This is a genomic window from Leptospira inadai serovar Lyme str. 10 (assembly GCF_000243675.2).
GTDB lineage: Bacteria > Spirochaetota > Leptospiria > Leptospirales > Leptospiraceae > Leptospira_B > Leptospira_B inadai.
The window spans coordinates 61,050-85,830 of the sequence record NZ_AHMM02000025.1; the positions used below are offsets into that span (position 1 = coordinate 61,050).

The 24,781-nt window shown below is 45.1% G+C and carries 20 protein-coding genes; 13 read left to right on the forward strand and 7 right to left on the reverse strand.

The window, feature by feature from the left end; translation table 11 throughout:
* Positions 1 to 39: 39 nt before the first annotated feature.
* The 4 genes from LEP1GSC047_RS16045 to rdgB all read left to right on the forward strand — a co-directional run bounded on the left by LEP1GSC047_RS16045 (position 40) and on the right by rdgB (position 4,042).
* Positions 40 to 1,572, forward strand: a complete 1,533-nt coding sequence (locus LEP1GSC047_RS16045; RefSeq protein ID WP_010417447.1) for an MBOAT family O-acyltransferase — start codon at positions 40 to 42, stop codon at positions 1,570 to 1,572.
* Positions 1,562 to 2,833, forward strand: coding sequence for a hypothetical protein (locus LEP1GSC047_RS16050; RefSeq protein ID WP_010417444.1), 1,272 nt, complete (start codon positions 1,562 to 1,564; stop codon positions 2,831 to 2,833). The genes LEP1GSC047_RS16045 and LEP1GSC047_RS16050 overlap by 11 nt, the downstream gene beginning before the upstream one ends.
* 280 nt (positions 2,834 to 3,113) lie before the next feature.
* On the forward strand, positions 3,114 to 3,452 hold the full coding sequence (locus LEP1GSC047_RS16055; RefSeq protein WP_010417441.1) for an STAS domain-containing protein: 339 nt from the start codon (positions 3,114 to 3,116) through the stop codon (positions 3,450 to 3,452).
* Complete coding sequence (gene rdgB, locus LEP1GSC047_RS16060; RefSeq protein ID WP_010417438.1) at positions 3,449 to 4,042, forward strand: RdgB/HAM1 family non-canonical purine NTP pyrophosphatase; 594 nt, start codon at positions 3,449 to 3,451, stop codon at positions 4,040 to 4,042. Before LEP1GSC047_RS16055 ends, rdgB begins: the two co-directional genes overlap by 4 nt.
* 4 nt (positions 4,043 to 4,046) lie before the next feature.
* Here the strand turns inward: rdgB and LEP1GSC047_RS16065 are convergent, their stop codons facing one another.
* On the reverse strand, positions 4,047 to 5,693 hold the full coding sequence (locus tag LEP1GSC047_RS16065; protein ID WP_010417435.1) for an ATP-binding cassette domain-containing protein: 1,647 nt from the start codon (positions 5,691 to 5,693) through the stop codon (positions 4,047 to 4,049).
* A gap of 441 nt (positions 5,694 to 6,134) precedes the next feature.
* On the opposite strand from LEP1GSC047_RS16065, the gene LEP1GSC047_RS16075 reads away from it, so the two are divergent.
* Positions 6,135 to 7,394 carry an FAD-dependent oxidoreductase gene (locus LEP1GSC047_RS16075; RefSeq protein WP_010417430.1) on the forward strand — a complete coding sequence of 420 codons (1,260 nt, stop codon included), beginning with the start codon at positions 6,135 to 6,137 and terminating at the stop codon, positions 7,392 to 7,394.
* Between the two features lie 4 nt (positions 7,395 to 7,398).
* Here LEP1GSC047_RS16075 and LEP1GSC047_RS16080 read toward each other — a convergent pair whose 3' ends face one another.
* Positions 7,399 to 8,247 carry a class I SAM-dependent methyltransferase gene (locus tag LEP1GSC047_RS16080; protein ID WP_010417427.1) on the reverse strand — a complete coding sequence of 283 codons (849 nt, stop codon included), beginning with the start codon at positions 8,245 to 8,247 and terminating at the stop codon, positions 7,399 to 7,401.
* 100 nt (positions 8,248 to 8,347) lie between these two features.
* Here LEP1GSC047_RS16080 and LEP1GSC047_RS16085 point away from each other — a divergent pair, with 100 nt between their 5' ends.
* Complete coding sequence (locus LEP1GSC047_RS16085; protein ID WP_010417425.1) at positions 8,348 to 10,735, forward strand: transglycosylase domain-containing protein; 2,388 nt, start codon at positions 8,348 to 8,350, stop codon at positions 10,733 to 10,735.
* Here LEP1GSC047_RS16085 and LEP1GSC047_RS16090 read toward each other — a convergent pair.
* Positions 10,707 to 12,176: an ABC transporter substrate-binding protein gene (locus LEP1GSC047_RS16090; protein ID WP_010417423.1), complete on the reverse strand. Its 1,470-nt coding sequence runs from the start codon at positions 12,174 to 12,176 to the stop codon at positions 10,707 to 10,709. The two genes, LEP1GSC047_RS16085 and LEP1GSC047_RS16090, sit on opposite strands and share 29 nt — an antisense overlap.
* 9 nt (positions 12,177 to 12,185) lie before the next feature.
* Here LEP1GSC047_RS16090 and LEP1GSC047_RS16095 point away from each other — a divergent pair, with 9 nt between their 5' ends.
* The 3 genes from LEP1GSC047_RS16095 (at position 12,186) to LEP1GSC047_RS16105 (ending at position 16,710) form a co-directional block, all read left to right on the forward strand.
* Complete coding sequence (locus tag LEP1GSC047_RS16095) at positions 12,186 to 14,069, forward strand: ABC transporter ATP-binding protein (RefSeq protein WP_020989206.1); 1,884 nt, start codon at positions 12,186 to 12,188, stop codon at positions 14,067 to 14,069.
* 15 nt (positions 14,070 to 14,084) lie between these two features.
* Positions 14,085 to 15,143, forward strand: a complete 1,059-nt coding sequence (lpxK, locus tag LEP1GSC047_RS16100; RefSeq protein ID WP_010417419.1) for a tetraacyldisaccharide 4'-kinase — start codon at positions 14,085 to 14,087, stop codon at positions 15,141 to 15,143.
* Between the two features lie 229 nt (positions 15,144 to 15,372).
* Positions 15,373 to 16,710, forward strand: a complete 1,338-nt coding sequence (locus LEP1GSC047_RS16105) for an LA_0442/LA_0875 N-terminal domain-containing protein (protein WP_068872762.1) — start codon at positions 15,373 to 15,375, stop codon at positions 16,708 to 16,710.
* A 44-nt stretch (positions 16,711 to 16,754) separates the two neighbouring features.
* Here LEP1GSC047_RS16105 and LEP1GSC047_RS16110 read toward each other — a convergent pair whose 3' ends face one another.
* Complete coding sequence (locus tag LEP1GSC047_RS16110) at positions 16,755 to 17,516, reverse strand: HesA/MoeB/ThiF family protein (RefSeq protein WP_010417415.1); 762 nt, start codon at positions 17,514 to 17,516, stop codon at positions 16,755 to 16,757.
* A 12-nt stretch (positions 17,517 to 17,528) separates the two neighbouring features.
* Positions 17,529 to 18,002 (reverse strand): hypothetical protein, encoded by a 474-nt coding sequence (locus tag LEP1GSC047_RS16115; protein ID WP_010417413.1) that lies wholly within the window; start codon positions 18,000 to 18,002, stop codon positions 17,529 to 17,531.
* A gap of 182 nt (positions 18,003 to 18,184) precedes the next feature.
* Between LEP1GSC047_RS16115 and LEP1GSC047_RS16120 the strand changes: the two genes are divergently transcribed.
* The 3 genes from LEP1GSC047_RS16120 to LEP1GSC047_RS16135 all read left to right on the forward strand — a co-directional run bounded on the left by LEP1GSC047_RS16120 (position 18,185) and on the right by LEP1GSC047_RS16135 (position 21,899).
* On the forward strand, positions 18,185 to 19,342 hold the full coding sequence (locus LEP1GSC047_RS16120) for an LptF/LptG family permease (RefSeq protein ID WP_010417409.1): 1,158 nt from the start codon (positions 18,185 to 18,187) through the stop codon (positions 19,340 to 19,342).
* A 683-nt stretch (positions 19,343 to 20,025) separates the two neighbouring features.
* Positions 20,026 to 20,550, forward strand: a complete 525-nt coding sequence (locus LEP1GSC047_RS16130) for an LIC10415 family protein (RefSeq protein ID WP_010417397.1) — start codon at positions 20,026 to 20,028, stop codon at positions 20,548 to 20,550.
* Between the two features lie 269 nt (positions 20,551 to 20,819).
* Positions 20,820 to 21,899, forward strand: coding sequence for an SH3 domain-containing protein (locus tag LEP1GSC047_RS16135; protein ID WP_010417395.1), 1,080 nt, complete (start codon positions 20,820 to 20,822; stop codon positions 21,897 to 21,899).
* Positions 21,900 to 22,016: 117 nt separating this feature from the next.
* Here the strand turns inward: LEP1GSC047_RS16135 and LEP1GSC047_RS16140 are convergent, their stop codons facing one another.
* On the reverse strand, positions 22,017 to 23,117 hold the full coding sequence (locus LEP1GSC047_RS16140; protein WP_020989095.1) for an alkene reductase: 1,101 nt from the start codon (positions 23,115 to 23,117) through the stop codon (positions 22,017 to 22,019).
* A 70-nt stretch (positions 23,118 to 23,187) separates the two neighbouring features.
* A complete protein-coding gene (locus tag LEP1GSC047_RS16145; RefSeq protein WP_010417391.1) occupies positions 23,188 to 23,670 on the reverse strand; it encodes a MarR family winged helix-turn-helix transcriptional regulator in 483 nt (160 codons plus the stop codon).
* Between the two features lie 134 nt (positions 23,671 to 23,804).
* Between LEP1GSC047_RS16145 and LEP1GSC047_RS16150 the strand changes: the two genes are divergently transcribed.
* Positions 23,805 to 24,650: a DUF4097 family beta strand repeat-containing protein gene (locus LEP1GSC047_RS16150; protein ID WP_010417389.1), complete on the forward strand. Its 846-nt coding sequence runs from the start codon at positions 23,805 to 23,807 to the stop codon at positions 24,648 to 24,650.
* The last annotated feature ends 131 nt before the right edge of the window (positions 24,651 to 24,781 follow it).

Genomic DNA, 24,781 nt, shown 5'->3' on the forward strand with positions numbered 1-24,781 from the left:
ATTCGCCCGCAAAACTGTCGATGACTCGACTTCATCCCGATGCTTTTCAACACATTCGTATTTTTACTCTTTTTTCTAGTCGTTTATGCAATCTTTTTGGTCTTAGGTAATTTTGCCAAAAGATACCCTTTGGCTGCGAGAGGACAAAATCTCTGGTTACTAGCCGCGTCTTATTTTTTTTACGGCTGGTGGGACTGGATATTTCTTACTCTTATCATAGTAAGCACCTTCGTGGATTATTCCGCGGCACTCGGAATTAACGGCGCTCGGAATCAAACCCAAAAAAGGATTTTTCTTTGGTTCTCGATTCTTTCCAATTTAGGCATCCTATTCACGATGAAGTATTTCAACTTTTTTGCGGATAGCTTCATCTACGAATGGAACGCTTTGTCGGGTCTTTTAGGATGGGGGGCTGTCGGGGGAAGTCATTCGTTATTATTGCGATCCATCGTATTACCGGTAGGAATCAGTTTTTACACTTTCCAAACCATGTCGTATACGATCGACGTGTATAGAGGTCAAATCCCCGTCGAAAAGGACTTTTTTGATTTCGCGTTATTCGTCACTTACTTCCCTCAACTTGTCGCCGGACCGATCGAACGCGCCGGAGATCTGATTCCTCAATTAAAGAAACCTAAATTTCCAAACTCTGCGATTTTATTGGAAGGGGTTTGGGATATCCTTCTCGGTTATTTTTTGAAAGTCTATGTCGCGGATAATTTAGGACCTCTCGTCGATCAGGTTTACTTTCCGAACAAAGAAGCTTACCTAGCCCACACGGACCACGCCCTGGGAATGGGTGGAGGCCAGGTTCTCTCGGCCACCTTGGGTTTTCTAATACAGATTTATTGCGACTTTGCCGGGTATTCTTTTATCGCACTGGGAGTATCCCGTTTTCTGGGAGTCCAACTGACGGTCAATTTCGAGACTCCGGAATATTCCGCGACTCCGATAGAGTTATGGACTCGATGGCACGTAACCTTAAATCGGTGGTTTCGAGAATACGTGTATTTTCCATTAGGCGGAAGCCGCACGACCAGAACAAAACAAATTCGTAATATACTTCTCGTATTCGGTCTTTCAGGTCTTTGGCACGGCGCCAACTGGACGTTCATCACCTGGGGGCTCTTAAACGGTATATTTACCGTAATCTACATGAGCATTTTATGGAATTTTCCTCCGACTGCGGATGCTCCCGAAAAACCGGTTTGGATCCGAATTCCGATCGCAATCGGCAGCCGTCTGCTTACTTTCTTACTATTCGCCTTAAGTGCAGTCGGTTTTCGAGCCTACGATACGAATCATATGCTCCTACTTTATTCCCAAATTTTTTCACCGTGGAATCTCACAGATCAAGTGAACGGAATATTATCCGTAGGCCATTATTTCTGGGAGATGCTCCGAATCGCATTGCCGCTTTTAGTTATCGATTACTTCGTTTATACACGAAAAGACAGATACTTCCTTTTAAAGAAAGGCCCGATTTTACAGGCATTGGTTTTTATTCTATTGTTCGGAACGATAATACTCAAGGGAATATTCGGAAAGGAGGTCATCTACTTTGCGTTCTAAACTCACCGGACTACTTCTCGCAATCCTTTTTTTCGTCATAGTAGAAGGAATCGTTCGCATACTTCCCAGCTACTATCTGGAAGAACCGGAAACATTCTTCGTAAACTATAAGAGAAATTCGATCGAGTCGGGCTCGGGTACGGCCGAGGTTATCATCCTGGGAGATTCCAGGAGTATGGCCTTATCCGGAAACGCCAAGGGGAAAGACGGAGAATATGCGGTGTACAACCATAGCCTTCCGGCGATGGGTCCTCGATATTATAAATTTCTTATAGAAAAATATTTGCGGTTCGGGAACAAAAAACCGAAATTACTTTTGTTTGCCGCAAGTCATGTTCTATATTCCCAAGGATACGGATTCCCGCTTTACGACCCCTCCGGTCAAAAAACCGTTAAGAATGAAAGCATATCTATGTACGTCGATCGTAGATGGAACGAAGGTTGGCAAAACAATTTCTTTAAGCAGCCGATAATATCCACGCTGGATCCTTTGGATCCTCAGGCCGCCGACACGTTTCTCTGGGATTTTTTCGGACAAAGATATCTCCATCAGTTCTCGTTTGCCGAGCTGGCCGGACAATTTCAAGGCGTGGAACGGATTTTTATCCTGTCCAAGGCGGCTCCGATTCTTTACTCGACCTATAAATTCAGAAAGTCCGTACTAAACGCCTTTACGCTTTCCAATTGGAAGGCGGAGAGCGACTCTGCGGAATGGATCAAAACCTGCTCTTCCTGCGATGCGATCGAGGCCGGACAATGCTTACCGGCCGCTTCCCAGCTGCAGGACAATTTCCGGATTCAGGAATGGTTGGATACATATTACGGAAAATATAATATTTCCAATCGAATGAATCCGCTGCAAACCTTTCAATCGAGAGAATATGTGAAACATATATTACAAAAATCGATTGATTCTCAAACTATAATCGCTCCTCACGATTATAGTTCACTTATAGAATTGATCGAATTTTGCGAAAAAGAGGGAATTCTTTTCGGATTTCTGTATATGCCCGGAATACGGGAAATGGAGGATACGAAAAATTCTAAAGCCATCTATGCGGAAGTACAAGCCTTACTAAAAGGTAGAAAGAACGCGGAATTCTTTTCATTTCCTAGCGCCGGTTATCCCAAAGAGCTTTTTGTGGATTTGATCCACTTCGATTGTAGAGGAGAGGAACGTTTAAACGGGGAATTTCACGGATTCGTACTGCCTAAAGTATACAAATTTATCGACGAGCACTCCGTACATCCATCCCTTTAGGGATTTGTCAAAGAGTGCCCGATAAATAGGCTTGTCGTTTCGAAAATCGACAATCATCTTCTTTGCTTATGAAAGAAATCCATAAAAGACCGATAACCGCATTTTTTATGTCGGATGAAATCCGTTTCGCTTCCATTTCTAGTCGCACTTTGCCGAAGTAGCACCGCAAAATTCGATTTTCAGTCTTACCCTAACAAAAGAAAGACGGTAATCTCGGCAAAACATGATTTTTTGCTTGCTATAAAAAATTCAAATCGGCACACAAGGTTTCGGTACTCACATGGAAATTACGGTTCAAGACGACATTCATATCATCAAGATCTCCGGATCCATCCTCCAATCGGACAGCGAGGAATTGGACCGTAACCTTAGCGATCACAATTTCGACCCTTCCCCTAAAGTCATTATCGATCTTACGGAAGTGAGTCATATCTGTTCGACCGCTCTCGGGATTTTAGTTTCTTACAAGAAAAAATTCAATTCTGCGGAAGGGGATATTATTATCGTTGTGAACGATGAGGATCTGCTTCAACTCTTTGAAATTACGATGCTCGATAAAGTGTTTAAAGTCGTTCCTACGATTGATGACGCTTTTGATGAATTCAAATTGGGAAATTGAAATCCCTCGTAATCGCATCCAATAACGCTCATAAAATTCGAGAAATTCGGTCCATACTAAGCCCTCTAGGAATCGAGCTAAAGACTCCTAGGGAGCTTGGCATCGAATGCGATCCGGAAGAGACCGGGACAACCTTCCAAGAAAACGCCTTACTGAAAGCGAGAGAATTGTACTCCCTCAGCGGACTTCCATCCTTAGCGGATGATTCGGGAATCTGCGTCGAAGCTTTGAGCGGAGAACCCGGAATCCATTCCGCAAGATTCGGAGGAGAAGGATTGGACGATGAAGGAAGAGCCCGACTCCTTTTGGAAAGAATGCAAGGCAAGGAAAACAGAGACGCGAAATATGTCTGCGTTATTGCTCTTGTCGACGGCGACTCCGAATCGACGTTCGAAGGGGAATGTAGAGGTAAAATCGCGGAAGACTATGATAGAACCGGATTCGGGTTCGGCTACGATCCGGTATTTTATTTTCCACCGTTCCAAGTTCGTTTTTCGCAAGTAAGCGAAGAAAGGAAAAATACGATTTCACATCGTAGAGTCGCTTTGGATCGCCTAGTCTCTTACCTAAAAGCGAATCTCCAATCCTAGCAAATTAATTCGATTCCGCCAGTACCGGACCACCTGCGAGTCGTTTGTAGAACTCCACACCTTCTCGTTCCAAAAATTCTTCGTACGTTCCCTTAAAGTCGCGGATACCTTCGGTAGTCACTTCCAATACTCGAGTCGCGATCGAAGAAACGAATTCGCGGTCATGGGAAACGAATAAGACGGTCCCTTCGAACTTGGTCAACGCGTAGTTCAACGATTCGATGGATTCAAGGTCGAGGTGATTGGTGGGTTCGTCCAGCGCGAGAAGATTGTCCTGAGCCAGAATCATTCTACCGAGAATAATTCTGGACTTTTCTCCACCGGAAAGAACCTGTGTTGGCTTCTTTGCCATTTCTCCGCTAAAAAGCATTCTTCCTAAAATGGCTCGAATCTCTTCCATTTCGGTTCCCGGAGGAGCGTACCGATACAGCCACTCTACGATTGTATCCGCATCCTGCCCGATTCCTTCGCGATGGTCCTGCGGAAATACGGAAGCTTCTACCGATTCCCCAAAAACGACGGTGCCCGAGTCCGGTTCGATTTCCTTCATTAAAGTTTTAAGAAGCGTCGTTTTACCTACGCCGTTGGTGCCGATAATCGCGATCTTTTCGCCTTTCGTAATATTAATGGTAAAGTTCTTAAATATGACTCTGTCTTCATAACCCTTGGAAACTTCATCCGCGATAATCACATCCTTACCGAGAGGACGTTTCATTTTAAACACGATGTAAGGAAATTGTCTTGAGGATGGACGAATTTCCACCATATTATCTTTGATTTTTTCGATCATCTTCTGACGGGAAGTGGCCTGCTTCGATTTAGCGGCGTTGGCGCTGAACCGGCTTACGAATTCCTGTAACTCGGCGATTTTTTCCTTAGCGCGTTTATTATCGGCAACACTTCTCTCACGGGAGGCTTGAGCGGCTTCCATATATTCGTCGTAATTTCCCGGATAGACCGTCATGGTCTGGTAATCCAAATCCGCAATATGAGTAGCGATCGAGTTTATGAAGTGACGGTCATGGGATATCACCACGACGACTCCCTTATAATTTAAAAGAAAAGATTCCAGCCAGTGAATGGTTTTGATATCCAAGTGGTTGGTAGGTTCGTCCAAAAGTAATACATCAGGTTTTTGGAATAGAACTTGTGCCAATAGGACGCGAAGTTTAAATCCTCCGGTTAAGAAAGAAAGGGTTTGGCTATGAATATTAGTCGGAATTCCAAGGCCTTCGAGCAATTCCCCCGCGACGCTTTCGGCTTCGTATCCACCCATTTCGCCGAAGGATTCTTCCAGTTCGGAAACTCGAATTCCATCTTCATCGGACATTTCAGGTTTGGAATAAATCTCGTCTCGTTCCTTAGCGATCTCCCAAAGTTCCTTATTGCCCATCATGACCGTATTCAGCACGGTTTCGTTTTCGTATTCGTAATGATCCTGTTTAAGATAACCGACCTTAACGCCGACATCTATCGCAATCGAACCTGCCGCCGCTTGCTCCAAGCCGGCTAAAATTTTCATAAAAGTCGATTTACCGGATCCGTTAGCTCCGATCAATCCGTAACGACACCCCTCCTTGAACTTCAAGGTTACATTTTCAAAGAGGACCTTCTTACCGAAATTTAGAGAAAGACCTGACACGCTGATCATAAAACCTACCTATCCGTTTAGGCAACTTCCGAAGAAGCAAGGGGGATAATACCAGAGTTCCAAGACCCGCCGAATTTGCCAACTAAAACCGATCGGTTAGAATCGCCTCTTCCGACCGAGTAAAAAATTTCCAACGACTTCGGGAGGTAGGCGATGAATTCGTAATATTCCCCGCCGTAATTCGACGCATTCGGAAATTCAAAGATTTATACTTTGTTAAACGACTTAAATGAAACTCTCTCCCGAGATTTTTCCTCGACCGGCGACCGTAATCAAATTCGTAAACCGGACTCGGAACGGGACTGGAGATCGTTAAAAAAATAGAACCGTTCTTAAAATCGAAGAATAACTCCAAAATTCATTCCTATTTTTGTAGTTCCTCTTCCGAATCCCTAGCTTTTACCTTGAATTTCTATTTTCCGTCGAGATAGTGAATTACGAATGAAAATTGCAATCATAGGAAGCGGAATAGCAGGTCTTAGCGCTTGTTGGTATTTAGGAAAAGAGCACGAAGTTACGTTAATCGAAAGACATGCACTTGTCGGAATGGATGCTCACGGGACCGATTTGGACTGGAACGGTAAATCGATCAGAATCGACGTCCCCTTTCGAGCTTTTAAAAAAAATTATTATCCGTGTCTCTTGGACTTATTCAAAGAGGCGGATATCGCCGTTAGACCCGTAGACTATTCGTTTTCCTTAAACTACGGAGACGGAACCACGTATTTCGGATTCTCCACCTTTGCATTGGGAGGGAATTTTTTTCCGATACCTTACATCGCCTGCTTTTCCAATTCCAATTCAAGGAAGATATTTTCGGATGCGATGCGATTTTACGAGGAATCGGAAAATCAATTAGAAACATTGAATGAAGAACAGCTGACGATTTCGGATTTTTTGCGTAAGTTTAGATATTCTCGAGAATTCGAAGACCAATATTTAATACCGATGTTTTCGACCATCAATACTTGCACTTCCGAAAGCGCTAAGAATTACCCTGCAGAAGCCGTGATTCGATATCACTCCAAAGGCCTAAAATTTTTGCGATTTTTAACTGCGGAAAAAGGTACTCGAGATATCACGAACCGTTTAGCCTCACGGGCTTCTAAAATACTGTTGAATTCCGAACCGAAACAAATCGTTCTTAACGGAAATAAGGTTCGATTGCTATTCGATAACCATGAAGAATATTTCGATCGAGTCGTGATTGCGGCTCCTGCAAATCGAGCGGTGTCCATGCTTCCCGACGAACACTCGAGAGAAAAAGAATTACTTTCGTCGTTCAAGTACGAGTCTTCGGAAGTCGTAACGCATTCCGATCCTAAATTTATGCCCAAGCAAAAAAAGCATTGGGCCCCGATGTGTTTCGCTCTTTCCAAGGACGGTTCGAGAGCCACCGCGACGATTTTACTGAATAAGGTTTTGCCGGAAATGGGAGGTACACCAGTATTCCAAACTTGGAATCCACTGATCGAACCTCAACCCGATTCGATTTTAAGTCGTTCCAAATTCGAGCGACCGGTCATCGATTTGGCTTCTAAGGAAATGATACGGGAATTGAAAGAACTGCAGGAAATGCCCGGTAGAAAGGTCTGGCTTTGCGGTTCGTATGCACGGTATGGGATTCCGTTATTGGAAGCAGGAGTGTCCACGGCGCTAGACGTAAAAAATTGGGTCGAATCGTCCATCATTAAGGCCTAGGTCTCTACCGCTTTTTCAAACTATAGATCGCATATCGAAAAAACTTTCGTCTTCGATCCGAACGGAGAAAGTCGGCGAAATCGTTATATCGTTTAACCGCTTGCTTAGGAAATCTAGAATTTTTCGAATGTAAATTCTTTCGAATAAATTCCGCGAACCCGTTAAAAACGAACTCATCGATGTATTCGAAGGAGGCTTCCCGAAAACCGATCGAAGAATTCAGATTCCTTAAAGTCTCCGTAGTCATCCTGTTTGAAGAGGGAATTCCCGCCATTGAACAAACGATTTTACGAATTGTCTCGTTCCACCAATTTAACGTTTCGCCGTTTAAGATGATTTCCGCGGAAGTAAAGATTCCGTTCGATCGGAGAATTCGAAACGCTTCTTTCATAAAACGCTCTCGATCGGGAAAGAAATATGCGCTATCCAAACAAACGATCTTATCGTAGCTAGCGGTAGGAATTTTATTCAAGAGTTCGATACTCTCGAGACGAAGATCTACGGCGAGATTTCTCGACTCGAGCATCCTTTGAGCGAATTGAAATTGTTCGATAGATGAATTAATTGCAGTTATATGTTCCGGCAAAACGCGAAATTTCTGATTCCAAACGAGAAGTTGATCTCCGCAACCGAATCCTAAATCCAAAAGAAGATCGGAAGAAGAAAGCTCGGCCTTCTTTCCTGTCAGAAGCGCTAAATCGAAGCAAGCAGTCGGATAATCCGACGCATTTTTCCAGTAACCTAGATTTGCCCAAGAAGTTCCGCCTAAACCGTTTAAATAAAGGTGGGTCAACGTACTTGGAGCCGCATCGACTTTCCCGCGAAAGAATAAATTCATGGTTTGTCGAAGCATGTTAATTCCCGATCGTAAGCAAAGCTTTTAAGGAGAAATTTCTCCCGAAAAAAGGACTTTCCCTTTGTTCCAACGTAAGGGAAACTACCACAGACCTGCCATGAACAAAGAACGCATATTCCGGACAATTTCCTCTTTATTAAATTCCGCGAAAGAGAATTGGAAATCCATCCTAAAATACGGGACCGTCATCGGGCTTATTATCGCCGCATTTTTGATCGGCGGATCTTACGTCGTCTGGTTGACCAAGCAAGACGACGTGATTCGTAACTTGGAAACGTTCCAAAAGGAAGTCTCTAACGCGTACGACCCGAATCAAAGTAAGCCGATTCGGATTCTGGATAAAAACGGCAAGTTGATCGGAGAATTCTCCCGTAGAAAATTTAAACCGATCCGAACCGACAACCTTAATAATCATGGAAATATAATATGGGCTCTTTTGAGTTCGGAAGACCAGGATTTTTACGATCATGGAGGCGTCAATTATACCTCTTTGATACGGGCCATCATCGTGAATCTGACTACGTTCCGCAAGCAAGGCGGCTCGACGATCACCCAGCAGTTGGCCAAACTCACTCTGGATCTGGGAGCTAGAAATATATTCAATAAGCTCACCGAATTTTATTGTACTTTCTATCTCGAGAATCGCTTCGATAAAAAAACGATTCTCGCGATGTATTTGAATCGAATCTTTTTAGGAGAGGGGAATACGGGAGTCGAGGAAGCATCGCGATACTACTTTAACAAACCCGCATATGAACTCACACCCGCGGAGGCGGCGCTCCTTGTCGGAACGATTCCCGCGCCTTCCAACTATAATGCCGTTAGAAATCCGAAAATAGCGTTTAAGCGTCAACGTATGGTACTGTTTTTAATGGCGGAAAATAAATCCTTACACCCGAATCCAAACGCGATCGAAAAGGACTTCGAACGAAAAATAGATTCAAATATCAGAAAATTTAAGACTTTCTATAAAGTGGAAGAGACGAAAGAGGAAGATGATAAACTAAGCGTAACTTCCGAAATCGGCAAATACGGCTTCGATAAAGACTTTAATATCAATCTTGCCCCCGATTTCAATTTTAGCGTTCGTCAGTTCGTGATAGAGAATTTTTCGGAGATGGATCTCGAAACGAGAGGATTAAACGTCTATACGACATTGGACTACGATAAGCAGGAAGCCGCCGAAAAAGCCCTGCGCGAAGGAATCGAAGGAGTTCGAAAAAAACTCTCCGATGAAAAAGCCGCATATTTAAAAGCCGGTAAAAACGAGGAGGCCGCGATACAAAAGAAAATCGTGGAGAATATGAACGGAAGTTTGATTTCCATCAATCCGTCCAACGGTTATGTCGAAGCCTTGGTCGGTAGTTATAAAATATCGAATATCTTCAGAATGAATCGTGCAGTCTCCGCGGTTCGGCAGCCGGGTTCGGTAATCAAGGCTTTAGTATATCTACTTGCATTCGAAAAAAGGGTTATCACTCCGACATCCGTCGTAACGGACGAAGAAATCAAGATAAGAGGCTACTCTCCGAAAAATTGGTATGCCGGATACAGAGGAGAAATGCAGGCGAGAGTGGCGTTTGCCCAATCGGTGAACACCGTTGCCGTAAAATTATTAAACGAAGTCGGTGTGGGAATCTTTTTGGAAACTCTCGGAAAAATTCTAAGTTTGGATAAATCCGAATTGGATAAACGTTTTCAACCGAATTTATCGCTCGCGTTAGGCTCGGGGGAGCTTTCTCCCAAGGAACTCGCGACCATTTATGCGACCATCGCCAACCTCGGTAAAAAAGTGAAGCCGATCGAGATCTTACGGATAACCGATTATGAAGGATCGGAACTTTTTTCCATCCCCCCGGTGAATGCAAGCGAGGCCGAACAAATACTCGATCCCGTAGCCTGCGCAATGGTTTTGAATCTATTGGAGGCGGTCGTTTCGGAAGAAGGAACGATGAAAATCGGCCTTAAAGGAGAGGATCGGTTTCCGATGGGAGGAAAAACGGGCACGGTTCAATCTCCAAAAGAGGCAAGAAAGCGCTGGGGGAATCGCAAAGGAGTTCGGGATGCATGGTTTGCAGGAGTGAATCCGAATTTAGTCACGACCGTTTGGATCGGAAACGATGCCGGCGCTCCCTTTCCGGGATCCGGCTCCGGAATCAGCGGCTCGGTTTGGTATAAATACGTTTCTTATGTAGCTCGCACGATCGGTTTCGGCGAAACTTTAATTCCACCGTTTAACGGTGATTTTGTGAAGGTGGATATTTGCGCTGATACCGGCGGTTTACTCGCGGGAGAGGCCGATTGTCTTCATCCTTTGCATGGACAATATTTCTATATCGGGGATCAGCCCGCTTCGACTGCCGCAATTCCGATAAAGGAAGGCGGAGAAATTACCGGTACTCATTCAAGCGAAGCCCTATCCGGTGAAGATTCCGTAGAGTTGGAAATGCCCGAGGCTAAGGAAGATCGGACAGACGATCCGTGAGTTTCCGAATGCGATCTCCGGTTAGATAAAGCTCATAGGGAGACCAGAGAAAAATCCAAGGCGCGTCCTCGCCCACGATCGCCAGCGCCTTTCTATCGAAACTTGCGAGATTCATCGTGTCTGCCCGCCTCACTTCGGTTAATAAATCCTCCATTTCTTTATTGAAATAAAAGGATCGGTTTCCGCCGTTTCCGAAACGATCGCCGGCAAAAAGAGGATCTATAAAATTCCAGGCTAGGGGAAGGTCCGCGTACCAAAAAAGAAGCGTCAAGTCTCCCTTTCCTTCCCCGTTTTCCTTATATAAGGGCGCTTTTTCCATCGGATGAATTTTCACTTTCAACCCGATATCGCGAAGATAGCGCGCAAGCGCAGAACCGTTCGCTTGATTTTCCTCGTCTCCGCGCATCCGAAAATCGAGCTCTTTTTCCAGAATTTCGGGATAACAGGCGGATTTTTCCAAAAAATATTTAGCTTTTTGAATATTATAAGGATATAATTCTTCAATATCCGAGCCGAGAAATTCCTTAGCGATCGATCGTGGAAACGGGCCTATCGAGACTTCTCCCTTTCCTTCCAACAGGACTTTCAAAATCGTTCTCTTATCGATCGCGTAATTTATCGCTTTCCTGAAATTTCGATCAAAACAAGGTTCTTTTCCGTTAATCGCAATATACTGAACTCCTCCACCCTTTCGAACCAAGATCGAATCTTCTTTAACGTTTCCGTTTCTGAGCAGGAAATTCGGAAGACGCATTAAGTCGAGTTGCCCTTTCGTATACAGAAAGATCCCGGTAGTCGCTTGAGGAAGAATCCTGAATAAAAGTTCAGGCGCAATCGCCGTGCTGCGATTATCATTTGCGGTTAAACGTAAAAAATTATTTCGTTTCCATTCTTTTAACGAAAAATCGCCGCACCCTTTCTCCGGAGGACCGCAATAAATCGCAGCCTGCGGAAGCGCCAGTTTCTCGAGTGCCTCCCTTAAACCTCCTCTGAAAGATAAACTCACCGTATGCGAATTCTTTATCCCTCCTCCCGTTAAAAAGGAATAAGCACTTCGCTTAGGCCCGGAAATGTTTCGCAAACGATTTAGGGAAGCGAGTACGACATTCGCATCGATCGATTTTCCATCCGCCGCTTTACTCGGATGAATCGTTATCTCGAGAATGCGAGTCCCATCGGAAGAGCCCGGTAAGACTCGATAGGATTTTGCCAGAGCCGGCGTAATTTTTCCCTGCCGGTCCGCGGAAAATAAGCTTGGATACAGATACTTGAGAATGGTCCGAGAGGATAAGTCCGTAGATCGAATCGGATCCAAAGAGATAGGTTCCGACGGTAATGAGAATATAAGTTCTTCCTGCCTATCTATGCCTTTTCCGCAATCGTAAAAAAGAAGGGACAAAACAAGGAAAGCTAGGGAAAAGGGTTGAGGAGGAAAAAACATTCCGGACCTATGAACGTCTATAGACGCCTCTTGGGGTATTCCTTCAAGTACAAATACAGATTACTGACCGGTATTGTCTTATCTTTCCTCGTTTCGATTCTAAACGGGGCTTCCCTGACTAGTATCATCCCTATTTTCGATACGATCGGAAAAGGAGGCAAAACCGAATTCGAGATCTCTCTTACCAAAAAGGATAAACTGTTATTAGAACGAAAATCCTCCGGAGAAACTCTAACCGGTTTAGATCAGATCGAAGGATATCTGGCTTCGGCCAAAGTTAAAACCAACGAATATCTGCATTCCCTATCGAAAGATCAGTTGGTCCTATTATTTTGCTGGATCATTTTTCCGGTTTACGTTGCAAAATTGGTCTTTCTTGCCGGAGCCGTATATTGCATCAATTCCGCGGGATATTTAGCCGTTCGAGATCTTCGCGAAGAGCTGTATTCCAAAGCCCAGGAACTCCCACTCAATCAATTTGTGCAGGAAAAGACCGGTATCTTCATGAGCAGAATCATCAACGATGTGGAGGTTCTCGCTAAACTGATAAGTTCGGATTTAAAGGATGCGATTACCGATTTCTTTTATATCGTCACCCACCTTGCTTTCTTACTTTTTTTAAGCTGGAAAATGTTCTTAGCGGTAATCGTCGTCGTTCCGTTGGTAATGGGTCCTGTCTCCGCGTTTGCCGATCGGATTCGTCGCGCGACAAGAAATCAACAGGAAAGATTATCTTCCCTAAACGGACACTTGCAGGAAGTCATTTCCGGCATTCGCGTTATTCGTGCCTTCTCCATGGAGAAGACGGAAGCTTCTAGATTTTGGGACATTAACAAGGATTTATCCGAAAAAACGTTTAAGGGACATTTCTATCATCAGATCGGTCCCTCTCTCGTCGAGCTATCCAGTTCCATAGTTGCCGTTATTTTTCTGAGTTTTGGAGCCTATCTGATGGAGGAGGAGGATTTCTCGCTCGGAAAGTTTATGGTCTTCTTCCTTACCTTAGTTTTCCTAACGCGACCCTTTAAGCAAATGGGAATGCTCTCCAACTCGATTCAAAGCGCGGTGGCCGCGGGAGAAAGAGTCTTTGACTTACTCGATAGCGAAACCGATATTCAACAGCCCAAAAATCCGATCGTACCGAAACGTCTGGCAAAAGAGCTCAAATTCGAAAACGTCAGTTATTCCTACCCGGGTACAAAAAATCCGGCTATATCCGACTTGGATTTGGTAATTCCGAGAGGAGCAACAGTCGCCCTCGTGGGAGCTTCGGGTGCGGGAAAATCCACGATCGTGGATTTAATTCCCCGATTGATCGATCCGACGGAAGGGAAGATTACCTGGGACGGCATCGACTTAAGAAAATTGGATTTAGCGACCCTGCGCAAGAAAATCTCGATCGTAAACCAGCAAGTATTCCTCTTTAACGGAAGCATTCGGGAGAATATATGTTACGGAAGCTCGAACGTTACGGAAGAAAAATTAAGAGAGGCGGCCGACCTAGCCTTCGCGACCGAGTTCATCCTTTCTTTTGAAGACGGATTCGAAACGACCGTCGGTGAACGAGGAGTCATGCTTTCCGGCGGACAAAGGCAAAGAATATCGATTGCGAGGGCTTTATTAAATAATCCTGAAATTCTAATTTTAGACGAAGCCACCTCGGCCTTGGACACGGAATCGGAAAGAGTCGTTCAACAAGCTTTGGAATCGCTATATAAAAACAGGACCGTTGTGATAATTGCGCACCGCTTATCGACTGTGCAAATCGCCGATACCATATTTGCCATGGAGAACGGTTGCGTCGTCGAATCCGGTAGTCACTCCGAATTGATGCAAACGGACGGAAAATATAAGAAACTCTACGAAATGCAATTCGCAGAATCCCCGGTTTAAAAACGAAGAACCGAAATGCTTCCCCTCGTTCTCAGGATTATTTGTTTTCCGATACTTTACCTGCTTAGCTTCGTTTATCGCTTATTATTCCTGGTAGATCGTAAGCGCAAGAAACCGCAAAAATTGCGGAATGCGATCGTGATAAGCGTCGGAAATTTCAGTACCGGCGGTACGGGAAAAACACCTTTTACCTTGCATCTCGTAAAACTTCTGCACCTTGCTTATCCGAAAATTCCTCTGGTGATCTTAAGCAGAGGATACGGAGGCTCAAAGTCGGAGAGTCAACGGGTTACGTTAAATTCCCTGCCCGAGGAGGTCGGAGACGAGCCGCTTCTCCTGAAACAAAACCTGCCCTTCGCCGAAGTCTATACCGGAAAGAATCGAATTTCTTCCTACGATTTGTATCGAAAAGAACTACAACTTACCGATGACCGAAAGGTTTTTGTGATATTAGACGACGGATTCCAGCACCACCGAATCGTTCGGGACCTGGAACTAGTACTTCTGGATTGTACAAAAATTCGAACGGATCGGTTTTTACTACCGGCCGGTTTATTGAGGGAACCTTATTCCTCCGTAAGTAGGGCCGATATCTTGGTCGCATCCAAGTATGAGGACCGACTTCGGAACGATTTGGAAGAATGGTGCGGAAAATATCTTCCCAAGGAAATCATAAAATTCTCATTCATTCCGAACGGGTTTAGCGCAATCGGAAACCCGGACCGGAAAGAGCGAAAGCCTAATTCCATTCTTCATAATAAAACCGTATTGGCCTTCTCCGGTATCGGAAATCCCGAGCCTTTTTTTGAATCCCTAAGGACGATCGGCGCAATTGTAAATCCGATTCGCTTTCCGGACCATTACCCGTATTCGAGGAAGGACATCGAGGAATTATCGAGAAAGGCAAAGGAGAAAGATTTCTTAATCTGCACCGAAAAAGATGCGGTGAAATTGACGCCCTTCTTCGGAACGAAAAAAGATCCTCGCTGGCTATTTCTCAATCTGGAAACGAAATTAGAAAACGAATCGCTCCTGATGAACAGGATCGCTAGTTTAAAAAAAATGAATATATAGTTCCCGTTAAAATCGGAATAGATATTTCGAAAAAATCGATCCGCTTCGTTCTATAACAATTGCTACAGCAATTATAGAAAGCATATCGTAAAATAATTTTCCTTATTTTTGTCAAAAAATTTCCACACATTCCTAGGATACATTTCATCTTTCCGTTCCTGCTCTCAAGCGTTTGCAAGAAAACGATTGTCTTAGCTCGAATTCATGATCTATATTTACAAAACTCCGTATGAAACGATTGTGCTCCAAGGTAGTGATTTGCTTATGTTTACTTCTCCCTTGCACATTCATACTTGCGGAACAGCAATCCGTCTTCCTCCGCAACGGAAAAATTTTGAAAGGAGAAATAATCAATCAGACTGCGACGGCTATTCAGCTTAAGCTCCAGGACGGAAGCGTGGTAGAAATTATTAAAGCATCGATTCTTAGAATTAGTTTCAGGGATCCTCCTCCTCCCAAGCAGGAGGAAAAAGTCGAGCCTTCTCCTGAGGAACTAGAAGCGGCGCGGAAACTTGAGGAGGAAACGGCCGCCAAGCTAGTCGAAGACGCCAAGCGAAACGCGCTTGCGGAAGAGAAAAAGGCAAAACGACAGAAGGAAATCGACGATGCTAAGCGCCACAGTTTGGAATTTTATACGGGATTTGGACAAGGATCCTATCATTATCAAACTTTAGATTATTACGAAAAGTTTTCGAACTTCGTCGCTTTAACCAATAACGGAACAGGCCCGATATTCGGATCTCCCCAAACAAAAGGGAAAACTCCTTTGAGTGTGTCTTTACGCTATTCGTTGAATCGATTCGTGCTGGAAGCAGGAGGATTTAGTTTTCAAAACACTGTGACCCAGGCTGCACCCGGGACGGTAAATTCTGCCGGTCCGGGTACGCCAAACCAACCGATTTTAGCGCAGGGCACATTTCCGGAAACATTCAAACAAATTTACGCTCAGATTTCATACAGCGTTTATCCTCATCCGAAGTACGATGTGAGACCGATCCTAGGGTATCAAAGCGTTTGGCAAAAATCTCCCGACACATCCACATTCGCGTTTTCACCCGCAATTCCCGGAACCAACAATTTAACGGAAAAAAGAGAGATGATCGTTGCGGATCATCTTCATGGTCCCTCGTTCGGAATCGCATTCGACACGAAGTTAGGAGAGAAATGGGAAGCAAGAACGGAAATTCAGGCGTATTCCTTAAAAGGAGATTCTCAAGGAAATTTTAATAATTACTCGATGATCTCGAATTCCGGCTCTAATACTTATTCCTATTTCGACTCGTTTCGACTCCTGAACGAGTGGTCCGCAAAGGGTTCTTCAATTTCAGGAAAATTAATATACAAATGGAAATATGGAATTCGATTCTGGGTAGGTTTTCAATCCACCAAAATACAGTATGCTCTCAAAAGCACTCGAGTGGAAATTACCCAAAATAATCCTGAATCGCCCGGCGAATTGCTGCTACAACAAATTATCGTGAACTCGGTCACCCAAGGATATGCAGGTGCGAGTACTACTTCGGCGATCTTTTTCGGAGTCGGATACTCCCTTGACTTCAAAAAATAATCGGGATGCAAGCGAAGATAACTCTAGACTTCTTCTAATAAACGCTATGTATGGCTGCAGCTGGGACAATCCGGCCTGGGAAGCAGAGGAATTTTTCGGAATTGCATCGTTTTGGTTTCGACTTGAATCATATTCCCGAATAATCCGTCTTCTCCGGCATTATGAAAACCTAATAAAAATTTTACGGCTTCAGTGGATTGGATACTACCGATGATCCCCGCAACGCTCCCAATCACCCCCGCCTCGGAGCAGGAAGGAACGGCCTCCGCAGGAGGCTCCGCTTCGTAGACGCATCGAAAGCAAGCGTCTTGATTCGGTCGAATTCCCATAACCATCCCTTCAAATCGCAATACACCGGCGGTTATAAGCGGAATTTTTAGACGAACGCAAGTATCGTTAATTAGGAACTTGGTGTCGAAATTATCCGAACCTTCCAAAACCAAATCGAATCCCGAAAGCGATTCTTCCGCGTTCTCTGCGGTCAGACGAATCGTTTCACCCTGAATTCTTATATACGGATTCAGTTCTTGTGCATGTTGTCGAGCGGTCTCCGCCTTCGACCGCCCGATATCGGAATGCCGATAGACGATTTGTCTTTGAAGATTGGTCGTGTCGATCGTATCCGAATCGATGATCTTTATATTTCCGACCCCCGAAGCGGCCAGATATAGCAAAGCGGGAGACCCAAGACCTCCGGCTCCGACGATACATATTCTAGAAGACTTAAGTTTCTCTTGTCCTGCTCTTCGAACTTCGTCGAGCAGGATGTTCCGGGAATAGCGGCTGAGTTCTTCCGGACTTAGCAACCGAAAGAATTCTTAACGCTTTAGCTTTTTATTAATCACGTTCAGAATATCCGCGACGAATTCGTCCGAACGACGATTTTTGTCCGCAAATTCGAGGGCTTCCTTGGTTGCATCTTCCGCTTTTTCATTTTTAGTAGTGATGTTCAGAAGACCGGCAAGCGCGGTGTAGACGATATCACCGTTTTCAGAACTGATAATTTTGTTCTTGAGAGCGATGGTTGCATCGCCGGGTTCCGCGATCTCTCCCAGAGCAATGGCGGCCGGGACTGCGATCTTAGCATCGTTTGTGCGGTTCAGGAGATTGATTAGTTCGGGTACTGCGGTTTTTTCTTTCTTGCTACCAAGATATAGTGCCGATTCGATCTTTTCTTGGTCGGAGCCGCTGGAGAGCGCTTTAATGTGCTCTTCGGTCGATTTTTCGGCAAAAAGAGATGATGCAAAAACGAAAGTAAACGTAGCGGCTAGGGCGAGAATACGGATTTTCATGGATTCCTCCTGTAACCCGAGAATCTTCTCGTCCTTGGGCATATCGTCAACCGAAATTAAATACTCTTCTTACAAACTAGAAGACGAGGGAAAAGGCCGATTCAGGGTTCTCCGGCAGCATCGAAACGTACAAAAGATGTCGAAAGATTCTCTCGCTTGAGTAAAGATGGAATTCCCGAGATATGGAACTAAAGATTCCTAAACTTCAACCTAGAGAACTTCTATTCAAACTGAAGGAAGAGTTCTTCCCGCCCAGAATTTTAGATAGATACGTCTTTTCCGAGTTTTTCAAAACGTTCGCCGGGACCTGTATCATGATTACCGCGTTGATTTTTTTGAATATGGTCAACACCAATCTAAAAGATTTTTCCGGAACTAAGGCCCCTAAATTTCATATTTGGTTGTATCTTGCATACAGCCTGCCCGAAATCATCGCAAGCTATTCGATCAATATGTCCGTACTGTTTGCGGTTTCGTTTACGATCGGCCAATTTTCGGCCAATAAGGAAATCGTAGCGATGATGTCCGCGGGAGTCTCCTTTCATAGGATCGTCGCTCCGATCGTAGCGTTCGGATTTCTGCTTTGGCTCGTCGTATTCCTCGGGACGCAATTCATGGTGAGACCGATGAATAAACTCGCGAAAGAAGAGCAAAAGATGATTACCGAGGGAACCGGAACATTAACCAACATGGTCTACCAATTCCATTTCAAGGGTAAGGAAGGCTTTTATTATATTTATTTCTACGATCCGGTCAAGGATGAGATCAAGGGAGGTTTTAATTACGTTAAGCTGACCCGAGATCAGATTCCGGAATACGTACTTTCTTCCTTAAAAGCTAAATATAATCCGCAGATGGATATATGGAAATTAACGGAAGTGGAAGAGACCAGGTTCGACGAGGATTTAAAGGTGAAATCTTTCGAACGATTCCCGGAGAAAGAATATTATCTCCCTGAAAAACCCGAGTATTTTAAAGTTCCTAAAGGTTCCGTTAAGGAAATGAACATATTCGAACTTTCGGAAGAAAAGGACAATCGCGTCAGAAAAGGAATCGGATACGGAGACGTCAATATCGAAGAACATTCCCTTTTTGCCAGCCCCTTTCTGGCGGTTATCGTTACGTTAGTCGGATGCGTTGCCGGATTTTTTACAAAAAGGGTCGCGGGAGTCGCCTCCTTGGGAGTCACCTTAATCGTGATACTCGTCTATTTCGTAATGAGCTCCGCCTTCACTTCGGTGGGGGAAAACGGGGTTATCCCGGCATGGTTTGCCGTATGGGTCACGCCTGCGATCTTCCTAAGCGTACTCTACGGAATCTATCGAAGAATGAGAATTTAGGGGCAGAAGACAGAGGACAGAACATTGATGAGCGGAGTTTCCACGTTCTAGAGGAAGATGCTTGCGTTAGAGTAGATCAGTCCTCTACCTCTGATACTTTTCCGACTTCGAGCAGCTACTGTCTTCAGTCTTCTGCCCTCTGTCTTCTGAAAGCGAACGCGTCTCTTCTCTGCTAGCGGCAACGATGTGTAGGGTGCGAAGCAGTCGCAGCGCTTGCAGATAACGGGCTCATATTAAGAGAAAAGAGTCGCTGGGACCGGAGCGAACGCGGAGCCCGGAGCAGCGTGACCCGGAACGAAGTGAAGGGGGCCGCCCAGCAGAAGACAGAGGACTGAGGACAGAACATCGATGAGCAAAATTTCCATGCTCTATAGAAAGATTCTTGCGTTAGAGTAGATCGGTCCCCTACCTCTGATACTTTTCCGACTTCGGGCAGCTTCTGTCATCTGTCATCTGTCCTCAGTCTTCAGTCCTCTGCCCCCCGTTCGGATTTTTTTTTCAAAAATTGATTCTTTAACAAAAAAAATTCATTGGTTGGAAAAGGTTTTACCGATATTGAGTACAGATAAGCCTGTGGGGAAGCCGCATTGATGAGACATAAAGGCATGGAGGAAAGAAGAATCGGAAGATAATCCGAATTCCTCCCTGCAAGTCCCGGCAGAACCGAAAGGAGGGTAAAGAACATGGACGTTCAGCTAACAAATCTGGTCTCTTCGGCTGAGAAGCTTCTCCGCGACAAGAGATCTTCCGTTCCAGGAAGGACCGGTACGCCCTCGGAAACCCAGAACACGGCGGATAAAACAGAGTTTTCCAGCAGCCTGACTTCCCGTTACCTAAAAGTTCAAGAGACCCTAACCGGTCTGCAGCAAGAACTTTCTCGGGAGCAGATGAAGCTTGGAATCCTGGATGAAGGAAACACTACGAAAGAAGATCTAATACATATTCTTTTTGGAGAGACTCCTCTCTTTCGGGAACTTGTGGAAAATCCGGACCTCGACCTGAATGCAGTCAAAGATAAGGTTCTAAAAAACAAGGACGAACTGACTGATGCGATTCGAAAATTCGAGGTTGAATCCGAAAATGTTCTATCGTTGGGTATGCTGAAGAGCCCGGAGAATTTCCGGAAATCCGTAGAGGATCTTTCCGCAAAAGATATCCGGATGAAGCAGCTTTCCGAGAAGACGATCGAAAGATTGATTCAGGACTAGTATTTATCCCGAATCCTTCGCTGTTTAAAGCCCGGCTATTTGCCGGGCATGTCTTCCTTTTATCAAATCCCAAACCCAATCTCCTCCGCCACGGACTCTTTCGAACGACTATATTCCAGGCATTAGGTGTTAGTGTTCTAAACCAAACCGCTTCAATATACAAAATATTGATCCGCTTAGGTTTGCAGGTCAGGTTTTGCATCTAAATAGGATTAAAGAGATAGGAACATAGAAAAAGATTTGCAGCGGATTCGTTTGGTTTCGATTCTTTGTCCCAAGTGAGAAGAGATATCACGAAAGCTATCCTAGCTATTTTGATCTGCATCGCCATGCCTATCGTAGGCGGGGAAGCGGATGAAGTCCGCTATGTACTGATCACTTCAGGCGTATTAAACGTGAGAGAATCGCCGGAGTCCGGAAAAATTCTATTTACTCTCAATAAGGGCGCAAAAGTAAGACTCCTATCCGAGCCATCCTCCCAAGATTGGGCGAAAGTAAAGTTGGAGGATGGACGAACCGGTTTTGTTTCCAGAAAGTATTTAGGTCCGACTCCGCCTGAAACTTTGGATTCGTACAAACTGATCGGGCTAGTCTGGTCCGGTTATGATCCCAAAGATTTGCCGATTTTTGTTCCACTCGCGTTCTTTAGTAAGAACGGTTGGCAGGAAGCAAAGGACGAATACGAATTCGATTATAAATTCCGAAGCGGCATCGACGGAAATTTACCTTCGGTGGCTCTGGTCTCGGGAAATAAAGGGCCTGGATTTTCCGCTAAGAATCCGACCACATACGGATGCCAACAATGGCCCGCGATAAAAGTAAAACCGACGTCCGTTCTGGATTCGAAAATTTCTTATCTTGTACATTCCGCGGATATGGCGCTCCGTTCGATCCCTCTCCATGAACTCTCGCAGGCGGATGCGGATTATGAACTCTTTCGATCCTTAGCCGAAACTACCTGGAAAGCGCGGGGCTATCCCGAGACCCAATGGCTTCGATCCAAAATTCAGGAGGTGTACGAATTTAAGACTTCTAAAAAAGAGACCTTTATCTCGGGCAGAATCGCATTCTCGGAAGGAATCTCGGAACGAAGATATTTGTATTTACTCGCCAGGAAATCGGGAACGGATCGAGTCTTGATCGCGTACGAAAATTCGGATACGCTCTCGCAGGAACTAGGAACGTACGGCGGTTATTTTCATCTTGTAGGCGCGGTTTATCGGGAAGAAGATCCTGTTCCAGTACTTATTTTCACGGATATCGGGTACGACTCTTCGATCAAAACTCTTTACGAACTTCGGAACGGAACATTACGACTCATTCTCAAAGGCGCGGGGGATGCGTGCTAAGCTCCCAATCGAATCGCGTTAGAGCATTCCTTTTTTCTAAACTACTAGATTAGAATCTTGAAAAGGAGAAAGCTCTCCTTCGAATCGATGGAATGATTCGAAGAAGAGCCATCGGGTTTACTTAGCTACGTAAGCGTAGTCGGTGTATCCTTTTTCTCCTGGAGTATAGAAAGTGGCCGAGTCGGGTTCCGACAAAGAAAGTCCTTTCTCTAAACGATCCGCTAAATCCGGATTGGAGATATACGGTCTTCCGAATGCGATCAAATCACCTTCTCCCCTAGATAAATCCGTTTCGCTGCGAGCCAGGTCGTAGCCGCCGGAGAGGATGAAAGTTCCGGTTGCGTTTCCGACCTTGTAGGCTTCCCTGATTTTACGAATCGTAGACGGTTCCGGTTTCGGAGCGCCCATCGAGGAATGATCGACGATATGAACGTAGACCAAACCGACTTTTCCGAATGCTTTTGCCAATTCTTCGTACTGGCCTTCCAGACCTTCGAAACTCTGCATATCGTTGAACACCCCGTACGGCGAAATGCGAATTCCGACTTTTTCCGCTCCGATCGCTTTAACTACGGCAGTTGCAACTTCTATGGCGAAGCGATTTCTATTGTCGGCAGAGCCGCCATACTCATCCGTACGATGATTGGAAGCGGGATTTAAGAACTGGTCGATCATATAACCGTTGGCCCCGTGCAGTTCGACTCCATCAAAGCCCGCTCGAATCGCGTTCTCGGAAGACTTTACGTATTCCTGAATCGTTTTTTGAACTTCCGATCGGTTCATTTCACGAGGAACTCCGTATTCCTTGTTTCCTTCGCTATCCGTCCAAACGGTCCCCTTTACTCCGATTGCGGAAACCCCGAGGAGTTCGGCGCCTGCCGGAAGATTCACCGGGTGTCCGACGCGACCGGTATGCATGATTTGTACAAAAATGCGACCGCCTTTTTTGTGAACCGCATCGGTAATTTTTTTCCAACCGGCAACCTGCTCTTCCGAAAAAATTCCGGGTATTCGAGCGTACCCGAGACCGTTGGGAGAAGGAGATGTACCTTCGGTAATGATTAGCCCCGCCCCCGCTCTTTGCGAATAGTATTCCGCCATTAGATCATTCGGAATATTTTCAGCGGCTCGGGATCGAGTCATTGGGCTCATTACGACTCGATTTTTCAATTCGATCGTTCCAAGTTTGTAAGGTGTAAAAAGTCGATGTGTACTCATAAGTATTGGTTAGACCTAAAAACTTTAACAATAAAGTATTTCGCGAGAAAAAATTCCGAGAAAACCGAAATTATTCCGCGTCTCGCATACGTTTAATTTCGGTTTGCGAAATGGCGATCATGTCCCGACTGATGGACAAGAACGTATTTAATTGGTCTGTAGAATATCGCTCCAGCGCCTCATTCGCCGATTTTCCTAAAGAAGCGTAGTGTGACTCGAATTCTTTTGTCCTTTTGTAGCAAGGAACTACTAATACCTTTCTTCTGTCGGAAGGATCCAGCTCCCGCTTTGCGACATTCGCTTTTTCCAGTCGATCGATGACTCCGGTAATCGCTCCCGTCGTAAGTCCGCTTAATTCGGCCAATTTTCCGGCGGTCATAGGACCGTACATATGTAGAAAATCCCCGCATTCCATATCGGTGCTTCCGATTCCTACCTTCTCCGCAACCGTTTGACTGATGATGACCGAAAGCGCGCTCATCTCCCGAATCGCCATCATGACCGATTCTAAAATTTCCTTCCGGGTGAGTTTTTTACTTGATGAATCCGCCATATACCTTAGACAGTAATTATCTTAGTAGCTAAGTATTTTTTCGACTAAGAATTTTAACCTTTTACGGTTAGAATCGGAACAATGTCTAAAGAGTCAAGACCGATCAAACTCATTTTTTCCGGGGGAGAAAACGCATGAATCATCGAATTTTAGAGCAATATCCTCTGGATATGGAAGGAATTAAGAAGGTGGAAATTCTCGGATACGGAGGAGACGTATTCGTGATAGCAGGCGAAACTTCTCCGGAATTTCTGGCGGAGATTCAAGGAGAGATTCGATATCGACTCGCGAGAAAAGGAAATACCCTTAAGATTATCGCAATCTCTCCCGGTTTTCTTCCCGCGACCGGAACAATCCGGTTCCAGGTGAAAATACCCGGCGACTTAGACGTAAAAATAGTCGGTCGATCCGCTCCGGTTCGTTTGAAAGGTCGATTTTCATCCGTTACCGTTGCGAGTACGGAAGGGGATATGCGGTTAGAAAACGCTTCGGGGAAGTTTATCTTAAGCTCCTCCAAAGGAGACATCGTTATGAGTAAGGTAGAAGGTCAAACGACCGCGTCCACCGCCAAGGGCGATATACTCGCGAGCGAATTGATCGGCGATCATTGCCTTGCGTCTCCCTCGGGAACATTGACTTTACTGAATGGATTAGGAAGATTCAGACTCGCTTCGGAATATTCCCTAAATGCAAGCGAGATTACATTAACGCCGGGTTCGGAGAATTATTTCACCACCGGAGGTTCGCTTCGCTTAACCAATCTATTCCCGTCCGGCGGATGCATGCTGCTCGCGAGTGCGCCGAAGGAGAGAATTCGTAGCGATCTTCCTAATTTTAGAATCATAGAGCAGGGAAATCATCTGAAAGCGAGAGCGATCGGCTCGAACCCCTCTACCCTACATGCCTATTCCAAAGAGGAAATCCATATCACTTCGACTTCGCGTAGTTCGTTCGGAGAAACCTTGTATGCAAGCGCCTGAGGAAGATGGAACGCTCGGAAGTGCCTGCAAAAATCGCCGAATCGGTTTCGAGTCAATCTGGACCCGGAAGGATCTTAACGGAAAAGTTTCGATCCAAACCGGGTCGCGTCATTTAACTTTTAGGGATTCGC

What these genes read in the sequence shown, in the direction of transcription:
- LEP1GSC047_RS16075 (WP_010417430.1), top strand. Translation starts at nt 6,135, where the DNA reads ATGAAAATTGCAATCATAGGAAGCGGAATAGCAGGTCTTAGCGCTTGT.
- LEP1GSC047_RS16055 (WP_010417441.1), top strand. Translation starts at nt 3,114, where the DNA reads ATGGAAATTACGGTTCAAGACGACATTCATATCATCAAGATCTCCGGA.
- LEP1GSC047_RS16045 (WP_010417447.1), top strand. Translation starts at nt 40, where the DNA reads ATGCTTTTCAACACATTCGTATTTTTACTCTTTTTTCTAGTCGTTTAT.
- LEP1GSC047_RS16065 (WP_010417435.1), bottom strand. Translation starts at nt 5,693, where the DNA reads ATGATCAGCGTGTCAGGTCTTTCTCTAAATTTCGGTAAGAAGGTCCTC.
- LEP1GSC047_RS16080 (WP_010417427.1), bottom strand. Translation starts at nt 8,247, where the DNA reads ATGCTTCGACAAACCATGAATTTATTCTTTCGCGGGAAAGTCGATGCG.
- LEP1GSC047_RS16150 (WP_010417389.1), top strand. Translation starts at nt 23,805, where the DNA reads ATGAATCATCGAATTTTAGAGCAATATCCTCTGGATATGGAAGGAATT.
- LEP1GSC047_RS16095 (WP_020989206.1), top strand. Translation starts at nt 12,186, where the DNA reads ATGAACGTCTATAGACGCCTCTTGGGGTATTCCTTCAAGTACAAATAC.
- LEP1GSC047_RS16105 (WP_068872762.1), top strand. Translation starts at nt 15,373, where the DNA reads ATGAAACGATTGTGCTCCAAGGTAGTGATTTGCTTATGTTTACTTCTC.
- LEP1GSC047_RS16115 (WP_010417413.1), bottom strand. Translation starts at nt 18,002, where the DNA reads ATGAAAATCCGTATTCTCGCCCTAGCCGCTACGTTTACTTTCGTTTTT.
- LEP1GSC047_RS16130 (WP_010417397.1), top strand. Translation starts at nt 20,026, where the DNA reads ATGGACGTTCAGCTAACAAATCTGGTCTCTTCGGCTGAGAAGCTTCTC.
- LEP1GSC047_RS16145 (WP_010417391.1), bottom strand. Translation starts at nt 23,670, where the DNA reads ATGGCGGATTCATCAAGTAAAAAACTCACCCGGAAGGAAATTTTAGAA.
- LEP1GSC047_RS16140 (WP_020989095.1), bottom strand. Translation starts at nt 23,117, where the DNA reads ATGAGTACACATCGACTTTTTACACCTTACAAACTTGGAACGATCGAA.
- lpxK (WP_010417419.1), top strand. Translation starts at nt 14,085, where the DNA reads ATGCTTCCCCTCGTTCTCAGGATTATTTGTTTTCCGATACTTTACCTG.
- LEP1GSC047_RS16085 (WP_010417425.1), top strand. Translation starts at nt 8,348, where the DNA reads ATGAACAAAGAACGCATATTCCGGACAATTTCCTCTTTATTAAATTCC.
- LEP1GSC047_RS16090 (WP_010417423.1), bottom strand. Translation starts at nt 12,176, where the DNA reads ATGTTTTTTCCTCCTCAACCCTTTTCCCTAGCTTTCCTTGTTTTGTCC.
- LEP1GSC047_RS16120 (WP_010417409.1), top strand. Translation starts at nt 18,185, where the DNA reads ATGGAACTAAAGATTCCTAAACTTCAACCTAGAGAACTTCTATTCAAA.